General features: G+C 54.8%; 22 protein-coding genes and 4 tRNA genes. 11 read left to right on the forward strand and 15 right to left on the reverse strand.

Annotation, left to right across the window (positions count from 1 at the left end; genetic code table 11):
* Nucleotides 1–71: 71 nt before the first annotated feature.
* Nucleotides 72–148: transfer RNA gene (locus tag FKN99_RS06565), tRNA-Met, on the forward strand.
* A 72-nt stretch (nt 149–220) separates the two neighbouring features.
* On the opposite strand, the gene FKN99_RS06570 is transcribed toward FKN99_RS06565, so the two are convergent.
* Complete coding sequence (locus FKN99_RS06570) at nt 221–1,525, reverse strand: M18 family aminopeptidase (protein ID WP_172117132.1); 1,305 nt, start codon at nt 1,523–1,525, stop codon at nt 221–223.
* Nucleotides 1,526–1,662: 137 nt separating this feature from the next.
* Here FKN99_RS06570 and FKN99_RS06575 point away from each other — a divergent pair, with 137 nt between their 5' ends.
* Nucleotides 1,663–3,750, forward strand: coding sequence for a carboxy terminal-processing peptidase (locus FKN99_RS06575; protein ID WP_172117133.1), 2,088 nt, complete (start codon nt 1,663–1,665; stop codon nt 3,748–3,750).
* A gap of 269 nt (nt 3,751–4,019) precedes the next feature.
* Here the strand turns inward: FKN99_RS06575 and FKN99_RS06580 are convergent.
* The 3 genes from FKN99_RS06580 to FKN99_RS06590 form a co-directional block, all read right to left on the reverse strand.
* A tRNA-Asn gene (locus tag FKN99_RS06580) sits at nt 4,020–4,095 on the reverse strand.
* A gap of 54 nt (nt 4,096–4,149) precedes the next feature.
* A tRNA-Asn gene (locus FKN99_RS06585) sits at nt 4,150–4,225 on the reverse strand.
* Nucleotides 4,226–4,271: 46 nt separating this feature from the next.
* Nucleotides 4,272–4,347 (reverse strand) — tRNA-Asn (locus tag FKN99_RS06590).
* Nucleotides 4,348–4,530: 183 nt separating this feature from the next.
* Between FKN99_RS06590 and miaB the strand changes: the two genes are divergently transcribed.
* The 6 genes from miaB to FKN99_RS06620 all read left to right on the forward strand — a co-directional run bounded on the left by miaB (nt 4,531) and on the right by FKN99_RS06620 (nt 10,489).
* The gene (gene miaB, locus FKN99_RS06595) at nt 4,531–5,874 is read left to right on the forward strand and encodes a tRNA (N6-isopentenyl adenosine(37)-C2)-methylthiotransferase MiaB (RefSeq protein ID WP_172117134.1); all 1,344 of its coding nucleotides are present in this window, start codon (nt 4,531–4,533) and stop codon (nt 5,872–5,874) included.
* 88 nt (nt 5,875–5,962) lie between these two features.
* Nucleotides 5,963–7,054, forward strand: a complete 1,092-nt coding sequence (locus tag FKN99_RS06600; RefSeq protein WP_172117135.1) for a PhoH family protein — start codon at nt 5,963–5,965, stop codon at nt 7,052–7,054.
* Nucleotides 7,051–7,515 (forward strand): rRNA maturation RNase YbeY, encoded by a 465-nt coding sequence (gene ybeY, locus FKN99_RS06605; protein WP_172117136.1) that lies wholly within the window; start codon nt 7,051–7,053, stop codon nt 7,513–7,515. Before FKN99_RS06600 ends, ybeY begins: the two co-directional genes overlap by 4 nt.
* Nucleotides 7,516–7,686: 171 nt before the next feature.
* A complete protein-coding gene (locus FKN99_RS06610; RefSeq protein ID WP_172117137.1) occupies nt 7,687–8,574 on the forward strand; it encodes an HlyC/CorC family transporter in 888 nt (295 codons plus the stop codon).
* 37 nt (nt 8,575–8,611) lie between these two features.
* Nucleotides 8,612–10,084: an apolipoprotein N-acyltransferase gene (gene lnt / locus FKN99_RS06615; protein WP_172117138.1), complete on the forward strand. Its 1,473-nt coding sequence runs from the start codon at nt 8,612–8,614 to the stop codon at nt 10,082–10,084.
* Between the two features lie 66 nt (nt 10,085–10,150).
* Nucleotides 10,151–10,489: a hypothetical protein gene (locus FKN99_RS06620; protein ID WP_172117139.1), complete on the forward strand. Its 339-nt coding sequence runs from the start codon at nt 10,151–10,153 to the stop codon at nt 10,487–10,489.
* 141 nt (nt 10,490–10,630) lie between these two features.
* Here FKN99_RS06620 and FKN99_RS06625 read toward each other — a convergent pair whose 3' ends face one another.
* From FKN99_RS06625 to prmB, 8 genes are all read right to left on the reverse strand, one after another.
* Nucleotides 10,631–11,209 carry an SCO family protein gene (locus tag FKN99_RS06625; protein WP_172117140.1) on the reverse strand — a complete coding sequence of 193 codons (579 nt, stop codon included), beginning with the start codon at nt 11,207–11,209 and terminating at the stop codon, nt 10,631–10,633.
* Between the two features lie 22 nt (nt 11,210–11,231).
* Entirely contained in the window at nt 11,232–11,699 is a 468-nt protein-coding gene (locus FKN99_RS06630) for a copper chaperone PCu(A)C (protein WP_172117141.1), read from the reverse strand.
* 460 nt (nt 11,700–12,159) lie between these two features.
* On the reverse strand, nt 12,160–13,662 hold the full coding sequence (locus FKN99_RS06635; protein ID WP_172117142.1) for a metal-dependent hydrolase family protein: 1,503 nt from the start codon (nt 13,660–13,662) through the stop codon (nt 12,160–12,162).
* Between the two features lie 69 nt (nt 13,663–13,731).
* Nucleotides 13,732–15,558 (reverse strand): class I poly(R)-hydroxyalkanoic acid synthase, encoded by a 1,827-nt coding sequence (gene phaC, locus FKN99_RS06640; protein WP_172117314.1) that lies wholly within the window; start codon nt 15,556–15,558, stop codon nt 13,732–13,734.
* 86 nt (nt 15,559–15,644) lie between these two features.
* Nucleotides 15,645–16,064 (reverse strand): phasin family protein, encoded by a 420-nt coding sequence (locus FKN99_RS06645; protein ID WP_172117143.1) that lies wholly within the window; start codon nt 16,062–16,064, stop codon nt 15,645–15,647.
* Between the two features lie 185 nt (nt 16,065–16,249).
* The gene (locus FKN99_RS06650; protein WP_172117144.1) at nt 16,250–16,630 is read right to left on the reverse strand and encodes a hypothetical protein; all 381 of its coding nucleotides are present in this window, start codon (nt 16,628–16,630) and stop codon (nt 16,250–16,252) included.
* 60 nt (nt 16,631–16,690) lie between these two features.
* Nucleotides 16,691–17,782 carry a chorismate synthase gene (gene aroC, locus FKN99_RS06655; protein ID WP_172117145.1) on the reverse strand — a complete coding sequence of 364 codons (1,092 nt, stop codon included), beginning with the start codon at nt 17,780–17,782 and terminating at the stop codon, nt 16,691–16,693.
* 13 nt (nt 17,783–17,795) lie between these two features.
* Nucleotides 17,796–18,755, reverse strand: a complete 960-nt coding sequence (gene prmB / locus FKN99_RS06660; protein ID WP_172117146.1) for a 50S ribosomal protein L3 N(5)-glutamine methyltransferase — start codon at nt 18,753–18,755, stop codon at nt 17,796–17,798.
* A gap of 194 nt (nt 18,756–18,949) precedes the next feature.
* Here prmB and FKN99_RS06665 point away from each other — a divergent pair, with 194 nt between their 5' ends.
* On the forward strand, nt 18,950–19,516 hold the full coding sequence (locus FKN99_RS06665) for a Smr/MutS family protein (RefSeq protein WP_087106822.1): 567 nt from the start codon (nt 18,950–18,952) through the stop codon (nt 19,514–19,516).
* Between the two features lie 57 nt (nt 19,517–19,573).
* Here FKN99_RS06665 and FKN99_RS06670 read toward each other — a convergent pair whose 3' ends face one another.
* Together FKN99_RS06670 and FKN99_RS06675 are read right to left on the reverse strand one after the other, a co-directional pair.
* The gene (locus tag FKN99_RS06670) at nt 19,574–20,596 is read right to left on the reverse strand and encodes a patatin-like phospholipase family protein (RefSeq protein ID WP_172117147.1); all 1,023 of its coding nucleotides are present in this window, start codon (nt 20,594–20,596) and stop codon (nt 19,574–19,576) included.
* 40 nt (nt 20,597–20,636) lie between these two features.
* Nucleotides 20,637–21,536: an alpha/beta fold hydrolase gene (locus tag FKN99_RS06675; protein ID WP_172117148.1), complete on the reverse strand. Its 900-nt coding sequence runs from the start codon at nt 21,534–21,536 to the stop codon at nt 20,637–20,639.
* Nucleotides 21,537–21,892: 356 nt separating this feature from the next.
* Here FKN99_RS06675 and FKN99_RS06680 point away from each other — a divergent pair, with 356 nt between their 5' ends.
* The gene (locus FKN99_RS06680; RefSeq protein WP_087106828.1) at nt 21,893–22,336 is read left to right on the forward strand and encodes a LexA family protein; all 444 of its coding nucleotides are present in this window, start codon (nt 21,893–21,895) and stop codon (nt 22,334–22,336) included.
* The gene (locus FKN99_RS06685) at nt 22,333–23,634 is read left to right on the forward strand and encodes a Y-family DNA polymerase (RefSeq protein ID WP_172117149.1); all 1,302 of its coding nucleotides are present in this window, start codon (nt 22,333–22,335) and stop codon (nt 23,632–23,634) included. The genes FKN99_RS06680 and FKN99_RS06685 overlap by 4 nt, the downstream gene beginning before the upstream one ends.
* 134 nt (nt 23,635–23,768) lie before the next feature.
* Here FKN99_RS06685 and FKN99_RS06690 read toward each other — a convergent pair whose 3' ends face one another.
* Nucleotides 23,769–25,232, reverse strand: coding sequence for a sodium-dependent transporter (locus FKN99_RS06690; protein ID WP_172117150.1), 1,464 nt, complete (start codon nt 25,230–25,232; stop codon nt 23,769–23,771).
* Nucleotides 25,233–25,371 lie beyond the last annotated feature (139 nt).

Consider the following 25,371-nt stretch of genomic DNA (forward strand, 5'->3'; position numbering starts at 1 on the left):
TGGGCATCGCGCTTATTACGTTAAAATATTGACGAGCGGAAAAAAGCTGTTAATATACGCCCCCGTTGAAAGGCTACGTAGCTCAGCTGGTTAGAGCACATCACTCATAATGATGGGGTCCCCTGTTCAAATCAGGGCGTAGCCACCAACACCGAATAGCGAAAGGCCCGCTGACTTAGTCAGCGGGCCTTTTTCGTTGTTGGGCGTTATCTTATGCGCATTAACCAAGCGTCGGCCGATTCAGAAACACTTTCAATGCTCGGGTTAGGTATTCCACGTCACGCGTACCCGCCGTTTCACGGATAGAGTGCATGGCCCACTGTGGCACGCCGATATCCAGCGTAGGCACGCCCAGCTCCGTCGCCGTAATCGGCCCAATGGTGCTACCGCAGCCCATATCCGCCCGCGTCACAAACGACTGTACCGGCACGTCGGCTTCGCGACACACATCACGAAATAGCGCACCGGTTACACTATTGGTGGCGTAGCGCTGGCTGGCATTCACCTTGATAACCGGGCCCCCGTTAATGGCGGGGCCATGCTGCTCATCATGCTTATCGCGAAAGTTAGGATGCAACGCATGCGCATTGTCACAGGAAATCATCAGCGATGACTGAATCAACTGAATCAGCGACTCCTCGCTGCCCTCTCCTACCTGCGCATTGATGCGCTTAAGCACATCGCCCAGGAACGGCCCCTGCGCACCACAAGCGCTCGCACTACCCACCTCTTCGTGATCGTTCGCCACTAACAACGCCCCCTGGCTACCATCACTTTCGAGCAAGGCCTCCATGCCAATAAAACAGGAGAGCAGATTGTCCAGCCGAGCACTGGCGATGAGCTCTTGCTTAACCCCTACGAGCGAAGGCGGCTGCACATCGTAAAAACCCAGTTCAAAATCCACCACCTCAGCGGAGCGCACACCGTGCTGCTCCTCAAGCCAAGCGGCTAGCAATTCAGAAAGCTTGGCGCTATCGCTTTGCAGCAGTACCGGCGCCATTTGCGTCTGCGGATTAATAGCGCGGCCCGAATTCACGTCGCGATCCAGATGGATGGCCAGGTTCGGCACCATCGCAATAGGCCGGTCAACATTCAGCAGCAGGCTTTCCAGCCGCCCGTCTGCATGGCGCACATGTACGCGCCCGGCTAATCCTAAATCACGGTCAAACCAGGGCGCCAACAGTACGCCCCCATACACCTGCACGCCAAGCTGTAACCAACCTGCAGCGTGCTGAGTGGCGTTGGGCTTTAAGCGCAATCCGGGGCTATCCGTATGCGCGCCCAGCATACGCAAGCTTTTAAGCGTATCGCTTGGCAACTGAAAGGCGATAATGGAAGAATCATTGCGCGTAACGTAATAGCGCTGCCCAGGCGCCAGCTGCCAATTAGCCGTCTCGTGGAGACGCTGAAAACCTGCTTTCTCCAAGCGTTCGGCCATTGCCTTCGTTGCATGCCAAGGTGTGGGCGACTGGCGCAGAAAATCACATAACCGCGTTAGCCGATCGGCGTTGAAAGCTTCGGACATGGAAATCCTCATAACAGTAATGATTGAGTCTCATAGAGCAAACGACCTGCTACAATGCCCCCTGGCCTACGCAACACATAGGTCACAAGCAGGTCTAGGGAAGAATGAGTGTACACAAATCCGGGAGAGCTTGACTGATGAGCTTGTTTGCAACGCTTTCGCGCTCGGTCGCCCTTGCCGTGATGCTGGTCGTTACCAGCCCGGCAGTTATGGCACAAATTGCGCCGACCGACGAACAACGCCAAGCGGCAGTAGAAATTGCGGATGCGCTCCGCTACGGCCACTACGCCAACATAACGTTTGATGAGCAGTGGTCACAGGAGGCCTTCCAACGCTACCTGGATATCCTCGATGGTCAACGCGCTTATTTACTAAATCGCGATATAGTGCCCTACCGCCATTATGAAAATGATATGGCTGAAGCACTCTTTAACGGCGATTTGGATGATGCTTACGCGCTTTATAACCAGCTAAGCGAGCGTAATATTGCGCGGGTTGAATGGCTGCTTGCACGTCTTGATGAAGGCCTATCGTTTAGCTTTGATAGCGATGAGCGCTTGGAAGTTGATCGCGAAAATGCTCCCTGGGCCACCCGCGAGAGCGAACTTGATGAGCTATGGCGCAAGCGGTTAAAAAATGACGCGCTAACGCTCGCGCTTACCGACCAGGATGACGAGCAGATAGTCGACAACCTGCGCCAGCGCTATGAAGGCCAGCTTAGTCGTCTACGCCAAACTGAATCAGAAGATGTCTTCGGCTTGATAATGGCAGCGGTCACCAGCACGATTGATCCACATACCGGCTACCTCTCACCACGCCAAAGCGAATCTTTTGACATCCAGATGAGCCTCTCGCTGGAAGGCATTGGCGCGCTACTGCAGGCCGATGGCGAATACGTGAAAGTAGCAAGCCTGGTGCCCGGCGGCCCCGCTGACCGTGCAGATGTCCTGGAACCTGCCGACCGCATTATTGCGGTTGGCCAGGAAGAGGGCGAAATGGTCAACGTTGTGGGCATGCGCCTGGACAACGTCGTTGACTTGATTCGTGGCCCCAAAGGCTCCGTCGTCCGCCTGGATATCGTGCCCGCCCAAGCGGTGGACATGACCCGCTCGCATATTGTCGAGATCACCCGCGATACCGTAAGCCTTGAAGACCAGGCGGCCCATGGCGAAGTGATCAACGTTGAGCGAGACGGCGAACCCCATCCCATTGGGGTCATTAACATTCCTACTTTCTATGTTGATTTTGACGCCTGGCAGGCGGGCGAAGAGGAGTATCGCAGCACCACACGCGATGTCGCCCGTGAAGTTGAGCGTTTAAAAGAGCAAGGCGTAGAAGGCATTGTGCTGGATCTGCGTAATAACGGCGGCGGCGCGCTTCAAGAGGCTAACTCGCTGATTGGCTTGTTTATTGACCGAGGCCCCACCGTACAGGTACGTGACGCTCAAGGGCGCATTCAGCTATACGGCGATACCGACGCAGGCACACTCTACGATGGTCCGCTGACCGTGCTGGTTAACCGCCTTTCCGCCTCTGCCTCAGAAATCTTTGCAGGCGCTATTCAGGATTATGGTCGCGGCCTGGTAGTAGGCTCATCAACCTTTGGCAAAGGTACCGTACAAACGCTGAACGACCTAAGCCATGGGCAGATCAAGCTGACCCGCGCCAAGTTTTACCGCATCACCGGTAAAAGCACGCAAAATCGTGGGGTTGAGCCTGACATTAGCTTCCCGAGCTTAATCGACCCAGAACGGATCGGTGAAAGCAGCCTGGATAACGCCCTTGGCTGGGATACTGTTCAAGATGTTCAGTATCGTCGCTACGGAACGCCGGAAACCTTTATAGACACACTGAACACCCAACACGCAGCGCGCGCCAAAGAGAACCCCAACTTCCGCTATGTTGAGCGCCAATCCACGCTGGCCCGCCAGCTACGTGAGCAGCACACCAGCGTGAGCCTGAACCGCGAGCAGCGCCAGCGTGAGCTTGAAGCCCAAGAGGCCGAGCAGCTTTCGCTAGAGAACCAGCGTCGCCGGGCACTCAAACTGCCAGAACTAGACGAGTGGATGGATGCACGCCTGGAAAGCAGCGAACCCAGTGACGATGCTGACGAAAACGGAGAGGATGAAGGCATGCCCGCTGATCGCGCTCCCGTACTAGAAGCCGCAGAAATCCTGCTGGATTACGCGCAATTTCAACAGGCCCAGCGAATGGCGACACGCTAAATAACCATTGATCGCTGTATGACGCCGACCTTTTAGGTCGGCGTTTTTTTACGCGTGACTTTTGACCCGCCAGATACACGAAATCAACCCAATACCGTTAGGCAGCGGGGCCAATAATTTTACAGGGGTTAATAACGTCCTGGAGACGATAAAGGTTTGAAGAGGTAATAAAGGTTTGAAGAGGTAATAAAAATCAGGGGAGCTAGAAAGCAGCACGCTTTTCAGAACCAGGCACAGAAGCACACTGTGAATCTAAAAAGGCAAGTAGATGGCTCCTCGAACAGGACTCGAACCTGTGACCCAATGATTAACAGTCATTTGCTCTACCAACTGAGCTATCGAGGAATAACGCGCTACCTATAGCAGGCTATGCCGAAACAGGTAGTAAAATAGTCAGCTTGGCTCCTCGAACAGGACTCGAACCTGTGACCCAATGATTAACAGTCATTTGCTCTACCAACTGAGCTATCGAGGAACATCTTAAGCTATTGTGTTTTAAGCAGAACCAACCTGTAAAGTGTTGGCTCCTCGAACAGGACTCGAACCTGTGACCCAATGATTAACAGTCATTTGCTCTACCAACTGAGCTATCGAGGAACTTCTCAAACACGGTGCGTAGTATACTGATTTAGGGATTAAGGTCAAGTATCGATTATCGGGGAATGCTAGCCCCCGGTTTCTTGTGCCCGTATAATAGGATTATTCAACAGTAGCCTACGCTGCTAAAACGATACCCCATTCATTCCTCGTCCCCCGACGACCCATAGACGACAGGTACCGATGGCGAAGAAGCTCTTCATCAAAACGCACGGCTGCCAAATGAACGAGTACGACTCCTCCCGTATGGCGGATCTACTCGGTGAATCTCACCAGCTTGAACTCACCGACAATGAGAAGGAAGCCGATGTCATCCTTCTTAACACCTGTTCAATTCGTGAGAAGGCTCAGGAGAAAGTGTTTCATCAGCTGGGGCGCTGGAAAAAGCTAAAAGACGCCAACCCGGACCTGGTAATTGGCGTAGGCGGCTGCGTGGCAAGCCAGGAAGGCGATGCGCTGCGTAAGCGTGCGCCCTTCGTGGATATGATTTTCGGCCCGCAGACGCTGCACCGTGTGCCCTCCATGCTGGATGCGCGCAGCAACAATCAAATTGCCGCCGTAGACGTAACGTTCCCGGAAATCGAGAAGTTTGATCACCTGCCCCAGCCCAAGTCAGATGGCGCCACGGCCTTTGTCTCGATCATGGAAGGCTGCTCCAAATACTGCACCTTCTGCGTGGTGCCCTATACCCGCGGAGAAGAGGTCTCGCGTCCGTTTGAGAAGGTGATGGATGAAGTTATCCACTTGGCCGATCAAGGGGTACGCGAAGTCAACCTGCTGGGCCAAAACGTTAACGCCTACCGAGGCGACAACGACGACGGTGATGAAATTGATCTTGCCGAGCTGATTGCCTGCATCGCTGCAGTAGATGGCATTGACCGCATACGCTTTACCACCTCGCATCCGGTTGAGTTCACCGACAGCCTGGTGGATGCATTTGCAGACATCCCGGAACTGGTCAGCCACCTGCACCTGCCGGTGCAATCGGGTTCCGACCGGATTCTCAGCGCCATGAAGCGTGGCCATACTGCCGAAGAGTACATTGAGAAGATGGAGCGCGTGCGCGCTAACCGTCCGGATATCAGCTTCTCATCGGACTTCATTATCGGCTTCCCAGGTGAAACCGAGGAAGACTTTGAAGCCACGATGAATCTGATCCACCGGATTGGCTTCGATCACTCGTTTAGTTTTGTGTACTCGGCGCGCCCAGGCACCCCCGCCTCAGGCCTGCCGGATGACACCCCGGAAAGCGTCAAGAAGCAGCGTCTGGCGATTCTGCAAGAGCACATTCTGCAGAATGTGGCCCAGATCAGCCGCCGCATGGTGGGGTCTACCCAGCGCATTCTGGTCACCGGCTTTTCACCTAAAGACCCCGGCCAACTCTCTGGGCGTACGGAGAATAACCGCGTGGTTAACTTCCGTGCGGCTAACCCTACCGAGCTAATCGGCTACTTTGTGGATGTTGAGATCTCTGAGGCATTCCCCAACTCGCTGCGCGGCGAGCTCGTCTCCCCCGAGCGTTACTGATCGCTATCTTATCTTAGGTAATTGCCCCAACCCCGGTTGGGGCAGTAAGCTGGGTGTCTACACACATTAACTGACGGATTTCCTACTCTTGAGCCAGCCATCACCTCAGGCCAACCGCATTATCACCCTAAGCCTTGAACCCAATGACCCACAGCGGCTTGCCAGCTTAAGTGGCCAGCAGGACGAGCATCTAAAGCTGATTGAGAGCCGCTTGGACGTGACTTTGCGCAACCGGGGCAATATGTTTCAGCTGGCCGGTGCTGCCAACCGCATCAAAGCGGCGGCTAACGTGCTTGAGCACCTCTACCGCGAAACGGCGGTGGATGATCTTTCGGCAGATACCGTGCACCTGTTCCTGCAAGAGTCTGGCCTGGAAGCACTAGAAGACGAGCAGGACGGAGAAGGCAGCCCCGATGACGTGGTAATGCGCACGCCGCGCACCATGATCAAGCCGCGCGGCTTGAACCAGCAGCGCTACGTCACCAGCATCCGCGAGCACGATATTAACTTCGGCATCGGGCCAGCCGGCACCGGCAAAACGTATCTGGCGGTAGCAGCAGCGGTTGAAGCGCTTAACCAACAGGAAGTGCGCCGCATCTTACTGGTACGCCCAGCGGTTGAAGCGGGTGAAAAACTCGGCTTTTTGCCTGGTGATCTAGCCCAAAAGATCGACCCGTACCTGCGCCCGCTGTACGACGCGCTGTACGAGATGATCGGTTTTGAACAAGTGGCCAAGCTCATCGAGCGCCAAGTGATTGAAATAGCGCCGCTGGCCTATATGCGCGGTCGCACGCTGAATAATTCGTACATCATTTTGGACGAAAGCCAGAACACCACGCCGGAGCAGATGAAAATGTTCTTGACCCGGATCGGTTTTGGCTCAACGGCCGTGATCACCGGGGATATCACCCAGGTCGACCTTCCTCGTGGGCAGCGCTCTGGCTTGTCCCAGGTACTTGACGTACTGAAAGATACGCCAGGCATCGGCGTTACCCACTTTGCCGCCAAGGATGTCGTACGTCACCCCTTGGTGCAGCGCATTATCGAAGCCTACGACGAATTCGAGTCGCAGCAGGAAGTGGAAGAGCGTGCCCGCCGTGAAGTACGCCAGCAAGAGCGCGAGGCACGCCTTCAAGGGCGCGAACAGTCTCAGGAACGATGGGGAGATACATCACGTTGAACAATATCGTGATTGATCGACAGGCCGTTATTGATGAACCGCTGCTGCCCACGCTTGAACAGCTCACCCACTGGGTGGGCTGTGTGTTTTCTCATCACCCGGATGATGAGCGCCAAGAGCTTACGATCCGCTTTGTGGACGAGCAAGAAAGCCAAGCCTTAAACCGCGATTATCGCGGCAAAGACAAGCCCACCAATGTGCTATCGTTCCCATTTGAAAACCCGCCGGGGCTCACGCTACCGCTGCTCGGCGATTTGATTATTTGTCATGCCGTTGTGGTAAAAGAGGCGGACGAGCAACAGAAGCCGTTAACGCACCACTATGCGCACATGGTCGTTCATGGCACGCTCCATTTAATGGGCTATGACCATATTGAAGATAATGAGGCAGAAGAGATGGAGCAGCTAGAGCGTACGCTGCTTGCTGAGCTGGGCATCTCTGACCCTTACCATGTGCCATGACACTGACAACGTGCAGGGAAGAAACCGTTCATTGATGCAAGGCAAGAGGCATAGTGCAACATAGCGCCCTGTACCAGGGGGACACCGCCTTGTTGGCACCCTGTTTTTTGTTGATACTAGATTTAGGCACGTTACGACACCTGTCTGCCCCGTAAACAAGAGATTTGACGCATGAGCGAAGACCGATCGAGCAATCCTAATCAAAAATCCTGGCTCGAGAAACTCTTTGGCGCCCTTACCGGAGATACCGACGAACCCAGTTCACGCGCTGAACTGATGACGTTTTTACGCCATACCGCTGGGAAACTGAAGCTGGATCAGGACGCCATCATGATTATTGAAGGTGCGCTTGAAATTAGCGATCGACAGGTTCGAGAAGTATTAATACCCCGCTCTCAGGTATCAGCCATAACGCTGGACCAAACGCGTGATGGCTATTTACCGCTTATCCAGGAAACCGGTCACTCCCGCTATCCTGTGATTGGCGAGAATCTGGATGATGTTAAAGGGATATTGCTGGTAAAAGACTTGCTTCCTTTACTGTCGCAAACCCAGGAAAGCCGGGACGCCTTCAAACTGGAAGATGTTCTCCGTCCGGCCATGTTTATTCCAGAGTCGAAACGGCTTAACAGCCTGCTCAAAGAGTTTCGTGATACGCACAACCACATGGCCATTGTGGTAGATGAGTATGGCGGTACTGCCGGCATTATTACGATTGAAGACATTCTGGAACAAATCGTGGGTGATATTGAAGACGAGCACGATACCGACGAAGAGGACGATATCCGCACGCTGGAAAACGGCCACTTTGCTATTCGCGCCCTCACCCCCATCGAAGACTTTAACGAACGCTTTGGCACCGAATTCTCTGATGATGAATTCGATACCGTGGGCGGCCTGGTGATGCAGCAATTTGGTCATTTGCCCGGGCGCAGCGAGCATACTCGCTTCGGCGGCTGGCACTTTGTCATCTTGAATGCTGATAACCGGCGCATCCGCTTATTAGAGGCCTATCGTGAAAGCGATGGCGAGAGCCTCGAATCTCAAAAAAACGACTAGCAGCTTACCGATTAACCACGTATTGACAGGATATTTCATGGGGCCAACACCCGCCTTTATGCTTCAACTGTTACTGGCCCTGGTTGCGGGCGGCTTTACCACGCTAACCGCTTCACCATTTGAACTATGGTGGCTTGGCCCGGTAGCGATTGCCCTGCTTTACGTAGGGATTCATACCTTAACGCCCGCCCAGGCAGCGCTTAAAGGCTGGCTCTATGGCATTGCACTCTTTGGCAGCGGCGCCTCATGGGTCTATATCTCCATTCATGATTACGGCTATACCGGCGTGCCGCTGGCAGCGTTGCTGACCGCACTTTTTGTCGCCGTACTGGCCCTTTTTTATGCGGGCACTTTCTGGCTTTACCGGCGCTTTACCACGCCCCGATTGGCATGGCTAACGTTTGCCGGTGCCTGGGTGCTGGGTGAAGTGCTGCGCACCTACCTGTTCACAGGCTTCCCTTGGCTACTAATGGGCTCAGGCTATGTCGATTCACCCTTGGCAAGCTGGGCACCAATTGGCGGTGTCTACCTACTTTCCCTGCTGGTGGTGCTTAGCGGCACACTGGCAGCTAACGTGCTTCTGCGCCGCCAGTGGTGGGCACTGGCCCCGTTACTGGCGATCTGGCTGATACCGCTGGCCTTGCCTGCACAGTGGACCACCCCTTCCAGCACACCGACTCGGGTTGCTTTACTTCAGGGCAACCTCCCGCAGTTGCTAAAGTGGACGCCAGACGGCCAGCGCATCGCAGCGAATACCTACAGCCGACTGACCGCTGAAGTCGCCGATGAGGCTGACATAATTATCTGGCCAGAAACCGCACTTCCCATGACGGAAACTCAGGCACGTCCGGTCCTGGAGCGCGTTCAGGCTAACCTTCCGCCAGGCGTTGCCTTGGTGACAGGCATCGTTCAATTGGATGAGGCTAACCGCTACTACAACAGCGTGGTGGGCATTGGCAACGTTGAAGGCAGTTATCAAAAAGAGCACCTGGTGCCCTTTGGCGAATACCTACCGCTTGAAAGCGTGCTGCGCGGTGCTATCGACTTTTTTGACCTGCCGATGTCGAGCTTTACCAAAGGCGCATCGCATCAGACGCCCATGCAGGCCTCCGGCATTCGCCTGGGCAACGCGATCTGTTATGAAATCATCTATCCGCAGCTTGTGGCGCGTCGCGCTCAGGACAGCGATGTGCTGCTGACGGTTTCCAACGACACCTGGTTTGGCGCCTCCATTGGCCCTTTCCAGCATTTGCAAATGGCACGACTTAGAGCACTTGAAAATGGTCGCTATGTAATACGCGCCACCAGTAACGGCGTTACAGCGATTATTGATGCCCACGGAAGCATCGTTGCTCAAGCGCCCCAGTTTGAAACGACAGCGTTAGTGGGTGAGTTCTATGCGATGGAGGGGTTAACACCTTTTACCCGCACCGGGAGCTGGCCTGCATGGCTACTAGCGGGGCTAATGCTGCTACCTGGCCTTCGCTTGACACGTTGTCGCGGTCGATAGGAACCTTCAACATGACACGCTACAATAGAGCACTTTTTTGATTCTGGCTGGCATAGGAATACCACTATGTTAAAATCTCGTCCTTTTTTACTACTTGTCGTGATGCCGCTGGCGCTTACTGTCGTGTTGGCGGGCGCTATCTTCGGTGGCCAGGTTATGTCTGACAGCCATGTTGGCGATGACATTCAACACGCTCTGGCAAATAAGCTGGGGACATCCCATGATATTGAGCTCTCGCAGCTGCAGGAAGTGCAGTATGGTTATGGCATCTGCGGCCTCTATCGCACAGCCTCTTCTGACAATGGCTATGCCTCCTTTTTCTACGATAAAGACAGTGAGAATATCGAACTGGATATTAACTCTCGTCTGTACAAGTCGCGCTGCGGCCTCTCTGCCGTCTGCTAAATCGCTTTCGTTGCCAGGTATTAGCCAAGTAAACGGCATATAAAAAGGGGCGACTGATCATCAGTCGCCCCTTTTTTGCTACAGACTTTTTCTACCTACGTCTACTACCTGTTTAGCTCCCTGGGGCTACTCCAAGCGGCGTTAGCTTTTTTCTATCAGCCGTTTGATATCCGCCTGAACATCCGTTATCGGGTGGCTATCCCGCACCAGGAACTGTGCATTCCCCTCTCGATCAAAGGCAAAAACAGCGCTGGAGTGTGTTACCAGGTAGTCACCATTCTCATTCTCTTCACCGTATTCGTAAGCAACGCGGTAACGGTTGGTGATCGCATCAATGTCGGCTTTATCGCCGGTCAAGCCAGTAAACTCAGGGCCAAAGGCATTGGTATAGCGTTTTAGCACCTCGGGCGTGTCACGCGCCGGGTCGACCGAAATAAACAGCACCTGAACCTCGTCGCGCGTCTCATCATCCAGCTGTCTGATCGCATCGCCTAATCTTGCCAGGGTAATGGGGCAAACATCGGGGCAAAACGTGTAGCCAAAATAGACAAGCGCTGGCTTACCCAGATATTCATCCGCTTGGACGCTGTCGCCGTTATCATCCACCAGTGAAAAATCAAGCGACGGCATAATGTCGGCAACGTCGGTGGTACGCCAGCTCTGATCACTACAACCAGCCAGTAAAAGAGACGCCAACGTGGCGAACAACAACTTGTACATATAGGGTTCCTATTCCTGGCCTTTACATCGATGCTGGAGAGACAACATTAAAGGTAACGGGCAGTTGCTGTTCATCGCTAAACTCAAGCACCACGTCAACGTCATCACCTACGTTTAAGGGCTCAACGCGGCGCATAAACATCAGATGATGACCTTTAGGCGCAAACTCAAAACGCTCGCCTGAGGCAATTTCAAGCGATGTAAGTTCGTGCATATGGGCCATACCGTCGTGCTCGGAGCTAACATGTATTTCAACACTATCAAAGGCAGGGCTTTGAGCGCCCACCAGCGTGACAGCTTCATCGCCCGCATTATAAAGCTCAAAGTAACCCGCACCGGGCGTGTTACCAGGCAGCAGGCTTAACCGAGCATTGCTTACTTCTAGCGTCTGCGCCTGCGCAACACCTGCCGTTAATAGCAGTGCTAACGCGCTTAACGCCAGCCGCTGAGTCACTCGTTGGGCCATGACATTCAGTGCCTTGTTCGCCATTACTTCGATGCTCCCTTTAAATAAACACGGTTAAACGGCACACGCGCCAAGCTCGCACGTACTGGCCTATCGCATGTCGTTATGAATCTTTGGCTACCATAGCGCCATCCAGGTGTTCTACAACCCTCCTGCGACATTATGACAGCACCCTCGGCCTGCCGATATTAGGCGAGAACGCGGCGCGGTTTGTGTTTGCCACAAAGGGGGCGCCCAGAAGCATAGGAACGGCGGTTACGAATAGCCCCCTAAAAAGAGTTCAACGCCTATCTCCTTAAGCCCGGAAATAGACGTGGGGCCTGCTGAAATCCCAACTACCGCGTTAGAAACATTTAAACCAACAAGGTTCTAAAACCAACTCTTTTATTAATGGCTGGAAAAGCGGTCAGTGCATGATTGATTCAACATAAACAACCAACCGTTCAAGCACTTAAAATCGATATTTATAAACGATCTTTTCAAGCTATTGCTGCAAACAATCTTTATAAACACGCCCAGCTTTCATAATCATGCGCAAGTTACGCTCTGGATCTTTAAGAAAATCAAGATCTTTGCTTGGGTCACCATCAACGACCAGCAGGTCGGCTAGCGCGCCAGGCTCAATACGCCCAAGCACTCCCGGATACGGGTTACGCGGCCCCGAGAGAGAAAGTAGCTCCCCGTTACGCCCCGTCGCCATTGCCAATGCGGTCAACGGGTCGTAGAAACGCGTTAGCTTAGCCAAGTGATGCAGCTGGTTGGGGGTATTTTGGGGATTAAAGAGAATATCCGTTCCCCAGCCAGTTTTAACGTTAAATCGCTGGGCCATTTCATACGCGCGAACCGTTCCTTCGGCAACTTGCCGCTGAGACTCTCGGCGTGCTGCATCCGGGTAAACGTTGGAATCTTCATCCTGCAGAAAAGGCTGAAGGCTCCACCACACATCTTCACCGGCCATCATTCGAACGGTCTCTTCATCTGCCAACTGACCATGTTCAATTGAGCGTACGCCTGCCCGTAGGGCACGCTGAATACCCCGGGAGGTGTAGACATGAACCATGACATACGTGCCCCAGTCACCGGCTGCCTCAACCGCTGCGCGAAGCTCGCGCTCGCTAAACTGCGTACTATCGAGCGGATCATAAAATGACGCGACGCCACCACCCGCAATCAGCTTTATTTGAGAAGCCCCCAGCATCAACTGCTCACGCGTGCGCCTAAGCACTTCCGCTTCACCGTCAGCAATCATGGCGACCCCTTGCTGCTCCGTGTAACTTAGCGGGGTTGTACTACCACGAGGCAATTCGTGCCTCATTCTGAAATCACCGTGCCCGGATGTCTGGGAAATCATGGCGCCTGAGGGAAATATCCGCGGTCCGTTCACGATGCCTTCGTCAATGGCTCTCTTCAGTGCAAATGACGGCCCTCCCACATCTCTGACCGACGTAACCCCTCGCATCAGCGCTCGCTCGGCCTCTTTTGCGGCGACCAAATGGATATAACCAATATCCGCGCTCATGGCTTCCATCTGTGTAATAGCGGCTAGCGTGGAGTGCCAATGCGCATCGATTAAGCCAGGCATCAACACGCGCCCATCACAGTCGATAACGTCCCCGGACTCGGCGCCAGCATTACCTTCAAGAATAGCGCTGACCCGCCCATCCTCTACCTTAACGGATACCCCATCGCGCAACGGGCCACCACTTCCATCAAAAAGCTTTAAGTTGGTGAGTAGCACAGGGCCGTCATGCGCTTTTGAGGGCTGGTCAACCACGTGTGGCGTATGTACACCTGCAAACAGCGCCATGACCGCTGCCGGCCCACCCAGCATTTCGCGGCGAGCAATCTCTGCCATAACGCGCTCATGAAAGTGCTGTAAAACGGGTGAACCACAGCAGCAAGCGCCATGGTTATTGCCAGGACTGTTTCCAGGACGGTGTTGTGCGCTAAACGCGGGGGCTAATGAGTAACGGGTAGTGGGCGGCATTGTTAGCACCTCGCTTAAACATGAGAAGGATAGTTTTTTTGTAGAATACCCGGATGATCGGAGCAGCCTTTACAGGCTGCCCTGTTCGCTTAGCACGTCAGGAATGGTCATTTTTACATAGCGCCCTGGTGCTGACTCAATCACCTCAAGCTTACCGTCGCCGGGTGTGCGCGAGGGCACCATTTTCTGGGTATCCGCATAACCATTCTGTGTCATCCATGCCTGCCAGTGCGGCCACCAGGAACCCTCATTAAACGCCGCTGTTTCAAGCCACGCTTCATGGCTTTCTGGCAGTGCGTCGTTACTCCAATAACCGTACTTGTTCTTTTGCGGTGGATTAACGATACCGGCGATATGCCCCGAGCCACCTAATACAAACGTGACGGGGCCTTTAGGCAGCAACGCCCCATAATAGGTGCTGTTCCACTTGGCAATATGGTCCTCTTTGGTCGACACGAAATAACTGGGGGTGGAGATTTTGCGTAAATCAATTTTTACGCCATCAAGCTCAATCCCCCCCGGCGCGACCAAACGGTTTTCAAGATACATATGGCGTAAATACCAGGCATGCGTGCCCGCCGGTAGGTTCGTGCCATCCGTATTCCAGTGGAGAAGGTCAAAGGCGGCGGGCATCTCTCCTTTCAGGTAGTTATTGATATAAAACGACCAGAAAAGATCATTTTCACGCAGCAGGTTAAAGGTGTAAGCCATCGAACGACCATCCAGATAGCCCTTTAGCTGCATGGTTTGCTCAAGCCCTTGCACCACGGCTTCGTTCAGGAATACGCCGATATCGCCGGGGTCACGAAAATCCTGCAGCGTGGCCATGTAGGTGACCGACTTCACCTTTCGCCCCTTGCGGGTACTTGTTAGATAAGCAACGGTCGAAGCCGTCAGGGTGCCGCCCACGCAGTAGCTCACCAGGTTGACCGACTTCTCACCGCAGGCATCCTCAATGGCGCTAATCGCGCTGATCGGCCCCATTTGCATGTAATCGGCCCAAGTAATGTCACGCTGTTCAGGGCCAGGATTGCGCCATGAAATTAAAAATACGGTGTGGCCCTGGTCCACCATCCACTTGACCATGGAATTGTCCTGGCGCAGGTCAAGGATGTAATACTTGTTGATCCAGGGCGGCACGATTAACAGCGGAGTTTTAAAGGTCTTCTCAGTGGTGGGCGTGTACTGAATCAGTTGAATTAACTCGTTTTCATACACGACTGCCCCAGGGGTAACCGCGATGTTTTCCCCGATGCCAAACGCATTGCGCTCGGTCATACACACATTGATGCCTTCCGCTGAGTTGGCAAGGTCTTCACGCAGCCGAGATAGCCCTTCTACCAGATTTTGCCCACGGGTTTGCAGCGTTCGCCGCATCACCTCAGGGTTAGTAGAAACGAAATTGGTGGGCGACATGGCATTGACGAGCTGACGGGCATAAAACCCCAGATTTCGTTTCTGGAGGTCATCCATGCCTTCAAGGCTTTCGATCAGTTCTTCTACTACCTGTGAAAACAGCAGGTACTGCTGCATGATCGCCGCATAGTGAGGGTCTTGCGTCCAGGCATCGTCTTTAAAGCGCCGGTCGCTTTTGGAGGGGGTAATCAGCGGTGTGACCTGCTCACCAGACAAAGCACGCATGCTTTGCTGCCATAGCAGCCACTGATCTTGCAGCAGGCGCGCTTGGGTTTGCCACAGCAAGGTTGGGTTATTCATTAATGCCTGCGCACCCGCCTCGAAGCTTTTACGCATATCGCTATAGACCGAGTCGGCCGCCTCACTTGGGGCCATGCGTGCCAGCAGATCCTGCATAAGCCCCTGATACTGCTCAGCGGCCTCTTTCAGCTGCGTATTCCATGCCTCAATGTCTTCTTGAGACACTCCCTGCTGAAACATGTCGTGCAATGGTCGTTTCCACCCCTGCATACTGAATCCCCTTATAACAATACGGCGCCTAGAGGCGCCGTGAGTTAGCCGACTTCTTATTTTTTCCGTGAAGACTGGCTCGAGGCGGATCCAGAAGCACCAGGCTGTTGGCCTTTTGCGGCGGCAGTCGCCTGCTCGGTCATTTGCTGCCCGGCATCACTGAAGAGTTTTTCCATTTCCGTTTTGAACTGCAGGCTCATCTCGCCCATGGCACGGGCGTCTTCCTGCATTTGCTGGGAAAGCTCGTTCATGATTTCAGCCTGCTGGGTGCCGAAATCACGCAGGCTTTCTGCATCTTGAATGCTGGTGGCACTGCGGATGCGCTCGGTGCCCATTTGGCTATAGCGCTTCATGGCTTCCAGTTGATACTGGGTCATTTTTTCCATGTTGTTGAGCATCAGCGAGTTAATTTTGCGCATGGGCTCAAACATTTGGCGGGTCTGGGCGTTAAAAGCGTCCATCATATCGTCTTGCATAGTGTCTAATCCTCTTCCGTTTCAGAGTGTGGGCGCTTTCGCGCCCCCCTACGAAGTGATTTGCTGCACTGCAAAAAGAGTAATCCTTGACCGGGTGCTTTGCAATAACACTGTTTTCAATAACACTGTTTTCAAGAGCCCTGGATGACGGCGCTCATTAACTGGCCGTTATGCACCTCGCCACATTACTCGGTTTTTCCCTTGCCACGCGAACGCGAGGACGCCGTTGCTTTGGCATTAGGCGCTCTCTCGCTGCTCGACGCATCATTGTCCGCCGCTTGATCATCAGGGGCGGTACTGCTGGCATTGCCTGCCTGGCGCAACATATCCAACATCATCTGTTGGTAAGTTCCAAAGTTGGCCAACCCTTGAGAAAGCCCCTGCTGCATCATGGGCTGCTGCAAAAAGGGGCGCATCAAACTCATGGGGTCATACCCTTCTGCACCCGACTCCATTTGCCGCTGAATATTTTCCAGCAGGCTTTGCTGGAATGCCTCTACATCAGGAAGCCCCAATGCTTGACGAAATTCATCCGGGGTCAGATCAAACTCAACGTTAATCTTCATGGGTTACTCCTCAGCCATCTTCCTTGAGTGTAGCAGCGTTACGCCAAGCCGTACGCCGCTTTAACGCTGCGCTAAACGGGGTGTATCAACGCTAACCTCACCGTTTTGCCCACGCTGGCGCAGCCAGTGGTCAAGCAATGTAATCGCCATCATGGCTTCGGCAATCGGCGTGGCGCGAATCCCCACGCAAGGGTCGTGGCGACCTTTGGTAATCACCTCGACCGGCTGGCCGTTAACATCAATGGAACGCCCAGGCGTCGTAATGCTGGAGGTCGGCTTAAGCGCCAGCCTGGCCACAATCGGTTGCCCACTGGAAATACCGCCCAATATGCCACCGGCATGATTGGACAAGAAGCCTTCCGGCGTCATCTCGTCGCGGTGTTCACTACCGCGCTGGGCAACGGATTCAAAACCCGCACCAATCTCAATACCTTTTACCGCATTAATACTCATCAAACCGTGCGCCAGCTCAGCATCCAGGCGATCAAACACCGGCTCACCCAGCCCGACCGGAACGCCCTCAGCGACCACGGTAATCTCGGCACCGACGGAATCCTGGTCACGGCGCAGCTGATCCATATACGCTTCAAGCTCGGCTACTTTGGCGGGATCGGGGCAGAAAAACGCATTCTGCTCGACGGCCTCCCACTGCTTAAACTCAATCTTGATGGGGCCCAGCTGGCTCATATAGCCACGAATTTGTACGCCCTGGGCGGCCAGGTACTTCTTGGCGATAGCACCCGCGGCTACCCGCATGGCCGTTTCGCGGGCGCTTGAGCGGCCGCCGCCCCGATAGTCACGGTGGCCATATTTATGGTGGTACGTGTAGTCCGCATGGGCGGGCCGGAACTGCTCCTTGATTTTCGAGTAGTCCTTGGAGCGCTGGTCGGTATTCTCGATCAGTAGGCCAATCGAGGTGCCGGTGGTTTTGCCCTCAAACACGCCCGATAAAATCCTCACCTGATCAGGCTCTTTGCGCTGCGTGGTGTGGCGAGAGCTACCTGGGCGACGACGGTCCAAGTCGCGCTGTAAATCCTCTTCACACAGCGCAAGCCCCGGCGGGCAACCATCTACAATGGCGCCCAGCGCAATGCCATGGCTCTCTCCAAAGGTGGTAACGGTAAACAGCTTGCCAAAACTATTGCCAGACATGGGCGTTCATTCCTTACGCAAAAGACGCCGCATGGGCGTCGAGTTCATCGGCGCTCAAAGCAAATACGCCTTGGCCGCCGCGCTCGAAGTCAAGCCACAGGAAAGGCACGTCGGGAAACGCAGCCTCCACATGGCGGTCAGAATTGCCCACTTCGACAATCAGCCAACCTGTATCGCTCAAATGGCTGCGCGCCTCGCGCAAAATACGCCGCACAATATCCAGGCCATCTTTACCGGCACCCAGTGCCAGTGCGGGCTCATGGCGGAACTCGGCGGGCATGGTAGCCAAATCACGCGCATCGACGTAGGGCGGGTTGGAAACAATCAGGTCAAAGCGCTGGCCTTCCAGCCCGTCAAATACATCCGAGGCGACCGCCCGTATCCGGTCACCCACGTCATGGCGGGTAATGTTTTCTCGGGCGACGGCCAGCGCATCTTGGCTAATATCGGCAAGCGTCACTTCGCAGGTAGGCAAATAAAGGCCGGTTGCAATGCCGATACAACCAGAGCCGGTGCATAAATCCAGCACGCTCTCCGGCGGCTCTTCCGGGAACCAGGCCGAAAAACCGTCTTCGATCAGCTCGGCAATCGGCGAACGCGGAATCAGCACTCGCTCATCAACATTGAAGGGGTGGCCTGCAAAAAAGGCCTCGCCCAGCAGGTACGGCAATGGCTGGCGGCTGGCTACCCGCTTCCGGGTCAGGGCGATAATACGCTGGCGCTCAACAGGCAAAAGCCGTGCTTCCAAAACGGCGGGGTCGACGTTCCAGGGCAGATGAAGTGCCCCCAGGCAGAGCGCAACGGCTTCATCCCAGGCAGACTCGGTGCCGTGGCCATAGTGCAGTCCAGCCAGATAGAACTCGCTGGATACCCAGCGCAGATAGTCGCGTAGTGTAAAAAGATCGCTCACCAACGCCGTATCCGGCAACGAAAGGGTTGAGTGAGAGGTCTCAGCATTGAGGTGCGTGGTCACAGCGACTCCTGATAAACGAAAACCATCCATGCAGCCACATGCGGCTACACTCATTGATAAAGAAAAGATTGTACCTGTAAAGATTGTACCTTTGACGCCGCCCGGTTCACAGCGCCGCTCAGCTCGCTATACTGTCGGCACTTTATATGCTTTCTTGTTTTACTCTTTCTTCCTTTTCACACTTTGAGCTTGATATGACGCGACGCCACCTGCCCAACGATGACGATATCAGCGCTTTTCGCCAGGCGCTGCAAGCAGCGGGCGTACGCCGTATTGCACATAATCAAGCCGACCCCGGCAAGCCCAAGCGCAATGATGAAGCCCAACAGGCACGGCGTAATGCGGCGGTTCAAAACAGCACAGTACAAGCCAGCGGCCGCACATCGGATGGCCGGGTCGAGGCCGTGCGCCCGTCTGAGTACCTTGAGTTTAGCGTGCCCGATTTACCCTGGCGTACCTTCAGCCAGTTAAAGCGTGGCCAAACCGAGTGGCAGGCGGGGCTTGACCTGCACGGCTACACGCTTGAAGAAGCCCGCGCGGAGCTTGAAAGCTTCTTGCGCGATGCATCAAGCCAAGGGCTGCGCTGCGTGCTGGTGGTTCACGGCAAGGCGTGGGGCACCACTTCAGATTTTCCGGTGCTTAAGAGCCACACCAATACCTGGTTACGCGAATGGCCGGGGGTGCTGGCCTTTTGCTCAGCCATTGATATTGATGGCGGCACCGGAGCAGTCTATATATTGCTGCGTAAGCGCGGGGCGTAACGCCGCTCAACCACTCTCTTCACTGCTCTACTGGCACTTTTCCAGTGGCTCGCTGCCTCACTCTGCCGCATCCGAGGCAATGCTGGGCATGCGCCGCTCCAGCGCCTCATCGGCCAAGTGCCGCCCCAGGCGGATCAAGTCTTTGGCGCGATGAAACTCATACGTGCTACATACTGTCTTGGGAATCTCGATCAATATATCGGGCGGATAACCGGCAATTTTGTATTTTGCCAGGGCCGCTTGGGTAATATCAAACGACTCTAAAATCATATCGAGCTTGCTCCACTCGCGCTTGCCTCGCGTCTCAACGCTCTCTTCAGCGCCAGCTTCCACGCTGCTGTCCTCTTCGCTACTGCCAAGCCCCTCCCATAAACGCAGGGTGGCTTGGCGCACATCACTCATCCAGCCGCCAATTTTTTCATCACGGTCGCGCTCTTGCGCCGTTCGGCTATCATTTTCCTCGTGCTCACGGGGCAGGAGTTCTTCCAACGATACCGGCTGCGGGCTATGTGCTGTTACGTTAATCGCAATCACCAGGTCTGCTTCGTGGGCAGAAATAACCGGCATGATAGGCAGCGGATTAAGCAGCCCGCCATCAACCAGCACCTGGTCACCAACATTGACCGGCGTAATGACGCCTGGAATGGCGATAGAGGCACGAATGGCGCGCAGTAACGGGCCATTTTGAAACCACACTTCGCGCTGGCGAACCAGGTCAGTCGCCACCGTTGTCACCGGAATAGGCAAATCCTCAATGAGCACATCGCCTACCAACGCATCCAACTTACTCATCACCTTATTGGCGCGCATGGCACCCATCGGGCTCCAAGTCACATCCACCAGCTTTAGCACATCCAGATAATCGAGATTACAGACCCACTCGCGATACTCGGGCAGTTTGCCAGAAGCGTAGATGCCACCAATCAGGGCGCCCATGGAGCATCCCGCCACTGAAATAATCTCAAAGCCTCGTGCCTCCAGGGCTTCAATGACACCGATATGGGCATAACCGCGCGCCCCGCCACTGCCCAACACCAAAGCCACTTTTTTCCCGCTACCCGCGTGCGTCAGTTGATTCATTGGCTATTCCTATTGCTCTTGAGCCGACCGTATAACCGCTTTACACGGCTGCCTCCCAGTGGGCGGTGGCGAGTTCCGCCACAGCGGCAACCGCTTTAGATTCCAAATGCAGATGATGCCCGCCAGGCAACACATGGCGGGTCAGATCATTAACCGCCAAGCGCGCCTGCTCGGCCCAGGCACGCTTTCCTAAAATACCCTGCTCGCCTTCAATCAGTAGTACCGGCGCCTGAATACACGCTAACAGAGCCAGTACCTGCTCAGGGGTAAAGCGCACCAGAGAGGGTTTTAGCAGTCGACTATCCGTACGCATTTGTAGATAGCCATCGGCAGTTGCTTGCGTATTACGCTCAACCAACGGCATCGCCGTTACGCTATCCAGCGTGGTGACGCCACCGGCTACCCGCGCGGCAACTGCACTTTCGATATCAGCATAGCGTGGTGGGCGGGAAAGCGGGCGACGATGGGCAATAAGCCCTTTGCGCAACTGGCTGGCAGTTTCTTCCGCAGGCGTATTCAGCGCCCCCAGCCCGTCAATCAAGGTTAACCGGGCAATACGCTCTGGCATGGCGGCGGCCAGTAGGCAGGCAACCGCCGCGCCCATGGAGTGGGCCAGTAAAGATGCCTGTTCAATACCCAGCGCGTCCAGCGCATCAAGCACATCGTGGCAGTAATCCCACAACGCATAGTCGCTTCCGAAAGCGGCGTGCTGGGAGTGCCCATGGCCACGAAAATCAATGGCTACCACGCGGATATCCAGCGCATCTGCCAAAAGCGGTGCCAAGCGGCTAAAGCTTGCCGCGTTATCCAGCCAGCCGTGTAGCGCCAGCCAGACAGGTGCATCCACGCGGCCCCAGCCCAGTGCGGCCAAGCGCCCTTGCGCAAGCACCAGCGGCTGCGCGGAGTGTCGAGACGCGGGTTGGAGGGTCGGTTCACACATAGGTTGTTTTCCTGATGAAGCGGCCATCTCGTTGGCAAATAACGCGACGCCTTTAATGTTCCTGAATTCAGCGTTCAGGCAATGTCTGGATGACGGTATCAGTAACAAACGTTACCATGCCAGGCGCAATTCTTCTGTCGCTTTTACCCAACCCTTGCTAATGGTGCTGCCATGAAACCACGCCGCGATACACGCGCCCGTAACCTTGTTTTTTTTATTGCTGTTGTTAGTGCCATCGTCGTGGGGTTGTGGCTAGCGCGCTAGGCTTGCCTAATCGCCGTTCAACGCTTGCAATTTAAACCTCACGAATAAATACTGTATATACATACACATTATATTCAGTGAGGATGCCGACGATGTCGTTGCCTCCATCGACGCTCGTGCCCACCTTGCCGTTAACGTCTCAGCCGCTGCCTTTTTCATCGTTACAAGGCCGTGCGGGCTTTAGCGGCTTTCCATCACCAGCGCAGGATTATGAACCGCGTACGCTTGATCTCAACACGCGGTTAATTAAAAACCCTACCCAGACGTTCTACCTTTCCGCCGCTGGTGACAGCATGGAAGGCTGGGGGATTTTTGATGGCGACCTGCTGGTCGTTGATCGCAGCATTAAGCCTCGGCTAGGGCACATTCTGGTTGCCATGTTTGAAGAGGAAGTGCTGATTAAGCGCTACGCCCTCTACCAAAATACGCCGCATCTCTGCTCCGCGCATCCTCACTACCCGCCGCTTCCTTTGGAAGGCACCGAGTGCCAGCTATGGGGAGTAGTGCGTGCCGTCATTCATGAGTATGTCCGATGATCGGCCTGGTCGATGCCAACAACTTTTACGTCAGTTGTGAGCGTGTGTTTGATCCTGCGCTGGAAGGCAAACCGGTTGGCGTTATGTCGAACAACGACGGCTGTATCATCGCCCGCTCTGCCGAGATGAAAGCCATGGACATCCCCATGGGCATGCCATCGTTTAAGCTCGAAAGCCTGCGTAAGCGTGGTGACATTTACCTCAAGTCATCCAACTATGAGCTGTATGGCGATATGTCGGCCAGGCTGTGCCAGCTACTGCGTGATACCTGCCCAGCCGTGTCGCCGTACTCCATTGATGAAATGTTTATTTACCTGGAGGCGTTCAGCAACCAGCAGTGCCAAACCCTGGGCGAATGGCTGCGTCGGCGGATTCGGCGTCATTTAGGCCTGCCGGTATGCGTCGGGCTGGCCCCTACGCATACGCTGGCGAAGCTTGCCAACCACTTGGCCAAGCAGGCGACTCACTATCAAGGTGTGTGCCTGCTAACGGGAAAAGATGCGGCAACGACCGCCCTGCTTAAACAGACACCGGTGGGCAGCGTATGGGGCGTTGGGCGCCGGATTGCTGAGCGGTTAGCGATCAGTAATATTAATACCGCTTGGGACTTACGTGAGGCTGACCTTCGGCTACTGCGCAAACATTTTTCGGTAGTGCTGGCCCGCACGGCGCTGGAGCTGCGCGGTACGCCCTGCCTGCAGATGAATGCGCTGGATCAACCGCGCCACCGCATTATGACGTCGCGCTCATTCGGCCAATCAACCGGCAGTAAAACAGAAGTACATAACGCGTTACGCCAACATGCCCAGCGCAGCGCCGAAAAACTCCGTCAGCAGCGCAGCCTAACGCGAGCCGTGATGATTTTTTTAAACACCAACCGCCACCGCCGAGACCAACCCCAGTATTTTCCTCACACCATGGTGCCCCTGCCCTCACCCAGCGACGATACGCGCACAATTCTTGAGGCCGTTCACCAAGGGGTTGAACAGGTTTACCGACCAGGCTACCGGTTTATGAAGGCAGGTGTGATGCTATTGGACCTGGTTGATGCCGAGCAGCACCAGCTCTCGTTGCTACATCAACCGCCGCGGAACCGATACCCTTACTTAATGGCCACCCTGGATAATATCAATCAGCGCATGGGGCAAGGCACCATCAGCTTTGGCATGACGGATGCCGATGCCGCCTGGCAGCTACGCTGCGGGCACCGCTCAGGCCGCTACACCACACGCTGGGATGAGCTGATGAAGGCAGGCACTCACCCTGGTGCTATCAAGCAATCTGCTTTACGCAAGTAACCACTGCTATCTCAATTACGATCTCAACTCCTATCTCAACTACGATCTCAGGAAGAGACTCAAATCACCTGCCAAACGCCGCTGGATGAGCCGTCACTCATTGCTCAGCAACAGCGTTGGCTGGGGAGAATCCGTTAGCGTGTCGTTAACGCCTGACGCAGGCGAGGACTCAACCACTCACCCAACGCCATCATGATCAGCAGGATAGCCAACAACCACGGCCAATGAACTGAAAAGGTAACGGTAAACAGCCCTAATGCATCAGCGAAAATAACCAAAATACCCAGCGGGCTAACATAACGCACCATGGCAAGCCATAGCGTATAGGGCAGGGGCGAGAGTCCTAGCTCGTCGCGGAACGTTTCACTCTTCAGGACAAAGCCTGCCAGTATGACGGTGCCTAACCCACCCAGCGGCATCATCCAGCGTGAAGTGATGTAGTCCAGCCAGTCAAAGAAGGTCTTGCCTGCCAACGTCCAATCAGCGCCCAGGTTAAAGGAGAGCATGGCAGCGGTACTAATCAGCCAAAGAACAATCCCCGTGCTCCACGCAGCACTGCGGCGTGAGAATCCCTTGTTGTCGCAGAGCCAGGAAACGGTCGCCTCGACCATCGAAATGGACGATGTCAGCGCGGCCATGGAGAGCATGGCGAAAAACAGAATCCCAAACAGCGTACCCAGCGGCATGGCCTGGAACGCCAGCGGCAAGCTCATAAAGATAAGCCCGGGGCCTTCACCTGGGTCCATGCCATTGGCAAAAATTACCGGGAAGATCGCCAGCCCCGCCATCAAGGCAACGGCCGTATCGGCAATGGCGACGCTAATGGTGGTACGCCCAATGGAGGCGCCTTTGGGCAGATAGCTTCCGTAAGTAAGAATGGCACCCGAGGCAAGCGATAAGGTAAAGAACGCATGGCCAAGCGCGGCCAACATCCCTTCACTCGAGAGGCTCCCCGCCTTGAAGGAGAACAAAAAGCGTACCGCATCACCAAAGCCACCGGAAAACACGCCGTACACAATCAGCAGTATCAGCATGATGACCAGGCCTGGCATCATCCAACTGACATTTTTCTCGATCCCCTCCTGAACGCCTTTGCCCACAATAATCATGGTCACCAGCGTAACAAGCGTGCTCCAGAAGCCCAGGCTGAGCGGGTTGGCGTTGTTTTCCCCAAACACGGCGGCCATGTCGTCAACGCTGGTGCCCACCAGGCCACCGGTTAACATCTTCCACAGATAAGAAAACGACCAGCCTGCCACGACCACGTAGAACGACAGAATCAAAAAGCCGCACAGCATGGCCATCCAGCCAAGCAGCGACCACGCCGATGAGCGACCGGACTCGTTAACCACTCGACGAATCGCATCAATGGGGCTGCCGCGCCCGCGCCGCCCGAAAGCGATTTCGCTCATCATTACCGGCACGCCCACCGCAAAAATGCACGCCAGATAGACAAGCACAAACGCGCCACCGCCATACTCGCCGGTGATATACGGGAATTTCCAGATGTTGCCCAGCCCTACCGCCGAACCGGTAGCGGCGAGCACGAACCCCCAGCGGCCCAGCCACTGGATGCGAGGTTGCTCGGAAGACGCCATGACTATCCTTCTGGTGTAAAAAAAGCGTTTATCCTAGAGGATTTCGGCTCAAAAGCACAAAACTCGTTAACTCTTTTCTGAAAACGACCGCCTGACGCCCCTGGCTTCTTCCTGGCCTGCCCCATTCGCTCATCACTTA

It is taken from the genome of Halomonas hibernica (assembly GCF_013183775.1).
In the GTDB taxonomy this organism is placed as follows: Bacteria; Pseudomonadota; Gammaproteobacteria; order Pseudomonadales; family Halomonadaceae; genus Vreelandella; species Vreelandella citrativorans.

Bases quoted from the DNA above. Each gene is read 5' to 3' on its own strand.
- FKN99_RS06570 (WP_172117132.1), bottom strand. From the start codon at position 1,525: ATGTCCGAAGCTTTCAACGCCGATCGGCTAACGCGGTTATGTGATTTT.
- FKN99_RS06575 (WP_172117133.1), top strand. From the start codon at position 1,663: ATGAGCTTGTTTGCAACGCTTTCGCGCTCGGTCGCCCTTGCCGTGATG.
- miaB (WP_172117134.1), top strand. From the start codon at position 4,531: ATGGCGAAGAAGCTCTTCATCAAAACGCACGGCTGCCAAATGAACGAG.
- FKN99_RS06610 (WP_172117137.1), top strand. From the start codon at position 7,687: ATGAGCGAAGACCGATCGAGCAATCCTAATCAAAAATCCTGGCTCGAG.
- lnt (WP_172117138.1), top strand. From the start codon at position 8,612: ATGGGGCCAACACCCGCCTTTATGCTTCAACTGTTACTGGCCCTGGTT.
- FKN99_RS06620 (WP_172117139.1), top strand. From the start codon at position 10,151: ATGTTAAAATCTCGTCCTTTTTTACTACTTGTCGTGATGCCGCTGGCG.
- FKN99_RS06625 (WP_172117140.1), bottom strand. From the start codon at position 11,209: ATGTACAAGTTGTTGTTCGCCACGTTGGCGTCTCTTTTACTGGCTGGT.
- FKN99_RS06630 (WP_172117141.1), bottom strand. From the start codon at position 11,699: ATGGCGAACAAGGCACTGAATGTCATGGCCCAACGAGTGACTCAGCGG.
- FKN99_RS06635 (WP_172117142.1), bottom strand. From the start codon at position 13,662: ATGCCGCCCACTACCCGTTACTCATTAGCCCCCGCGTTTAGCGCACAA.
- phaC (WP_172117314.1), bottom strand. From the start codon at position 15,558: ATGTTTCAGCAGGGAGTGTCTCAAGAAGACATTGAGGCATGGAATACG.
- FKN99_RS06645 (WP_172117143.1), bottom strand. From the start codon at position 16,064: ATGCAAGACGATATGATGGACGCTTTTAACGCCCAGACCCGCCAAATG.
- FKN99_RS06650 (WP_172117144.1), bottom strand. From the start codon at position 16,630: ATGAAGATTAACGTTGAGTTTGATCTGACCCCGGATGAATTTCGTCAA.
- aroC (WP_172117145.1), bottom strand. From the start codon at position 17,782: ATGTCTGGCAATAGTTTTGGCAAGCTGTTTACCGTTACCACCTTTGGA.
- FKN99_RS06665 (WP_087106822.1), top strand. From the start codon at position 18,950: ATGACGCGACGCCACCTGCCCAACGATGACGATATCAGCGCTTTTCGC.
- FKN99_RS06670 (WP_172117147.1), bottom strand. From the start codon at position 20,596: ATGAATCAACTGACGCACGCGGGTAGCGGGAAAAAAGTGGCTTTGGTG.
- FKN99_RS06675 (WP_172117148.1), bottom strand. From the start codon at position 21,536: ATGTGTGAACCGACCCTCCAACCCGCGTCTCGACACTCCGCGCAGCCG.
- FKN99_RS06680 (WP_087106828.1), top strand. From the start codon at position 21,893: ATGTCGTTGCCTCCATCGACGCTCGTGCCCACCTTGCCGTTAACGTCT.
- FKN99_RS06685 (WP_172117149.1), top strand. From the start codon at position 22,333: ATGATCGGCCTGGTCGATGCCAACAACTTTTACGTCAGTTGTGAGCGT.
- FKN99_RS06690 (WP_172117150.1), bottom strand. From the start codon at position 25,232: ATGGCGTCTTCCGAGCAACCTCGCATCCAGTGGCTGGGCCGCTGGGGG.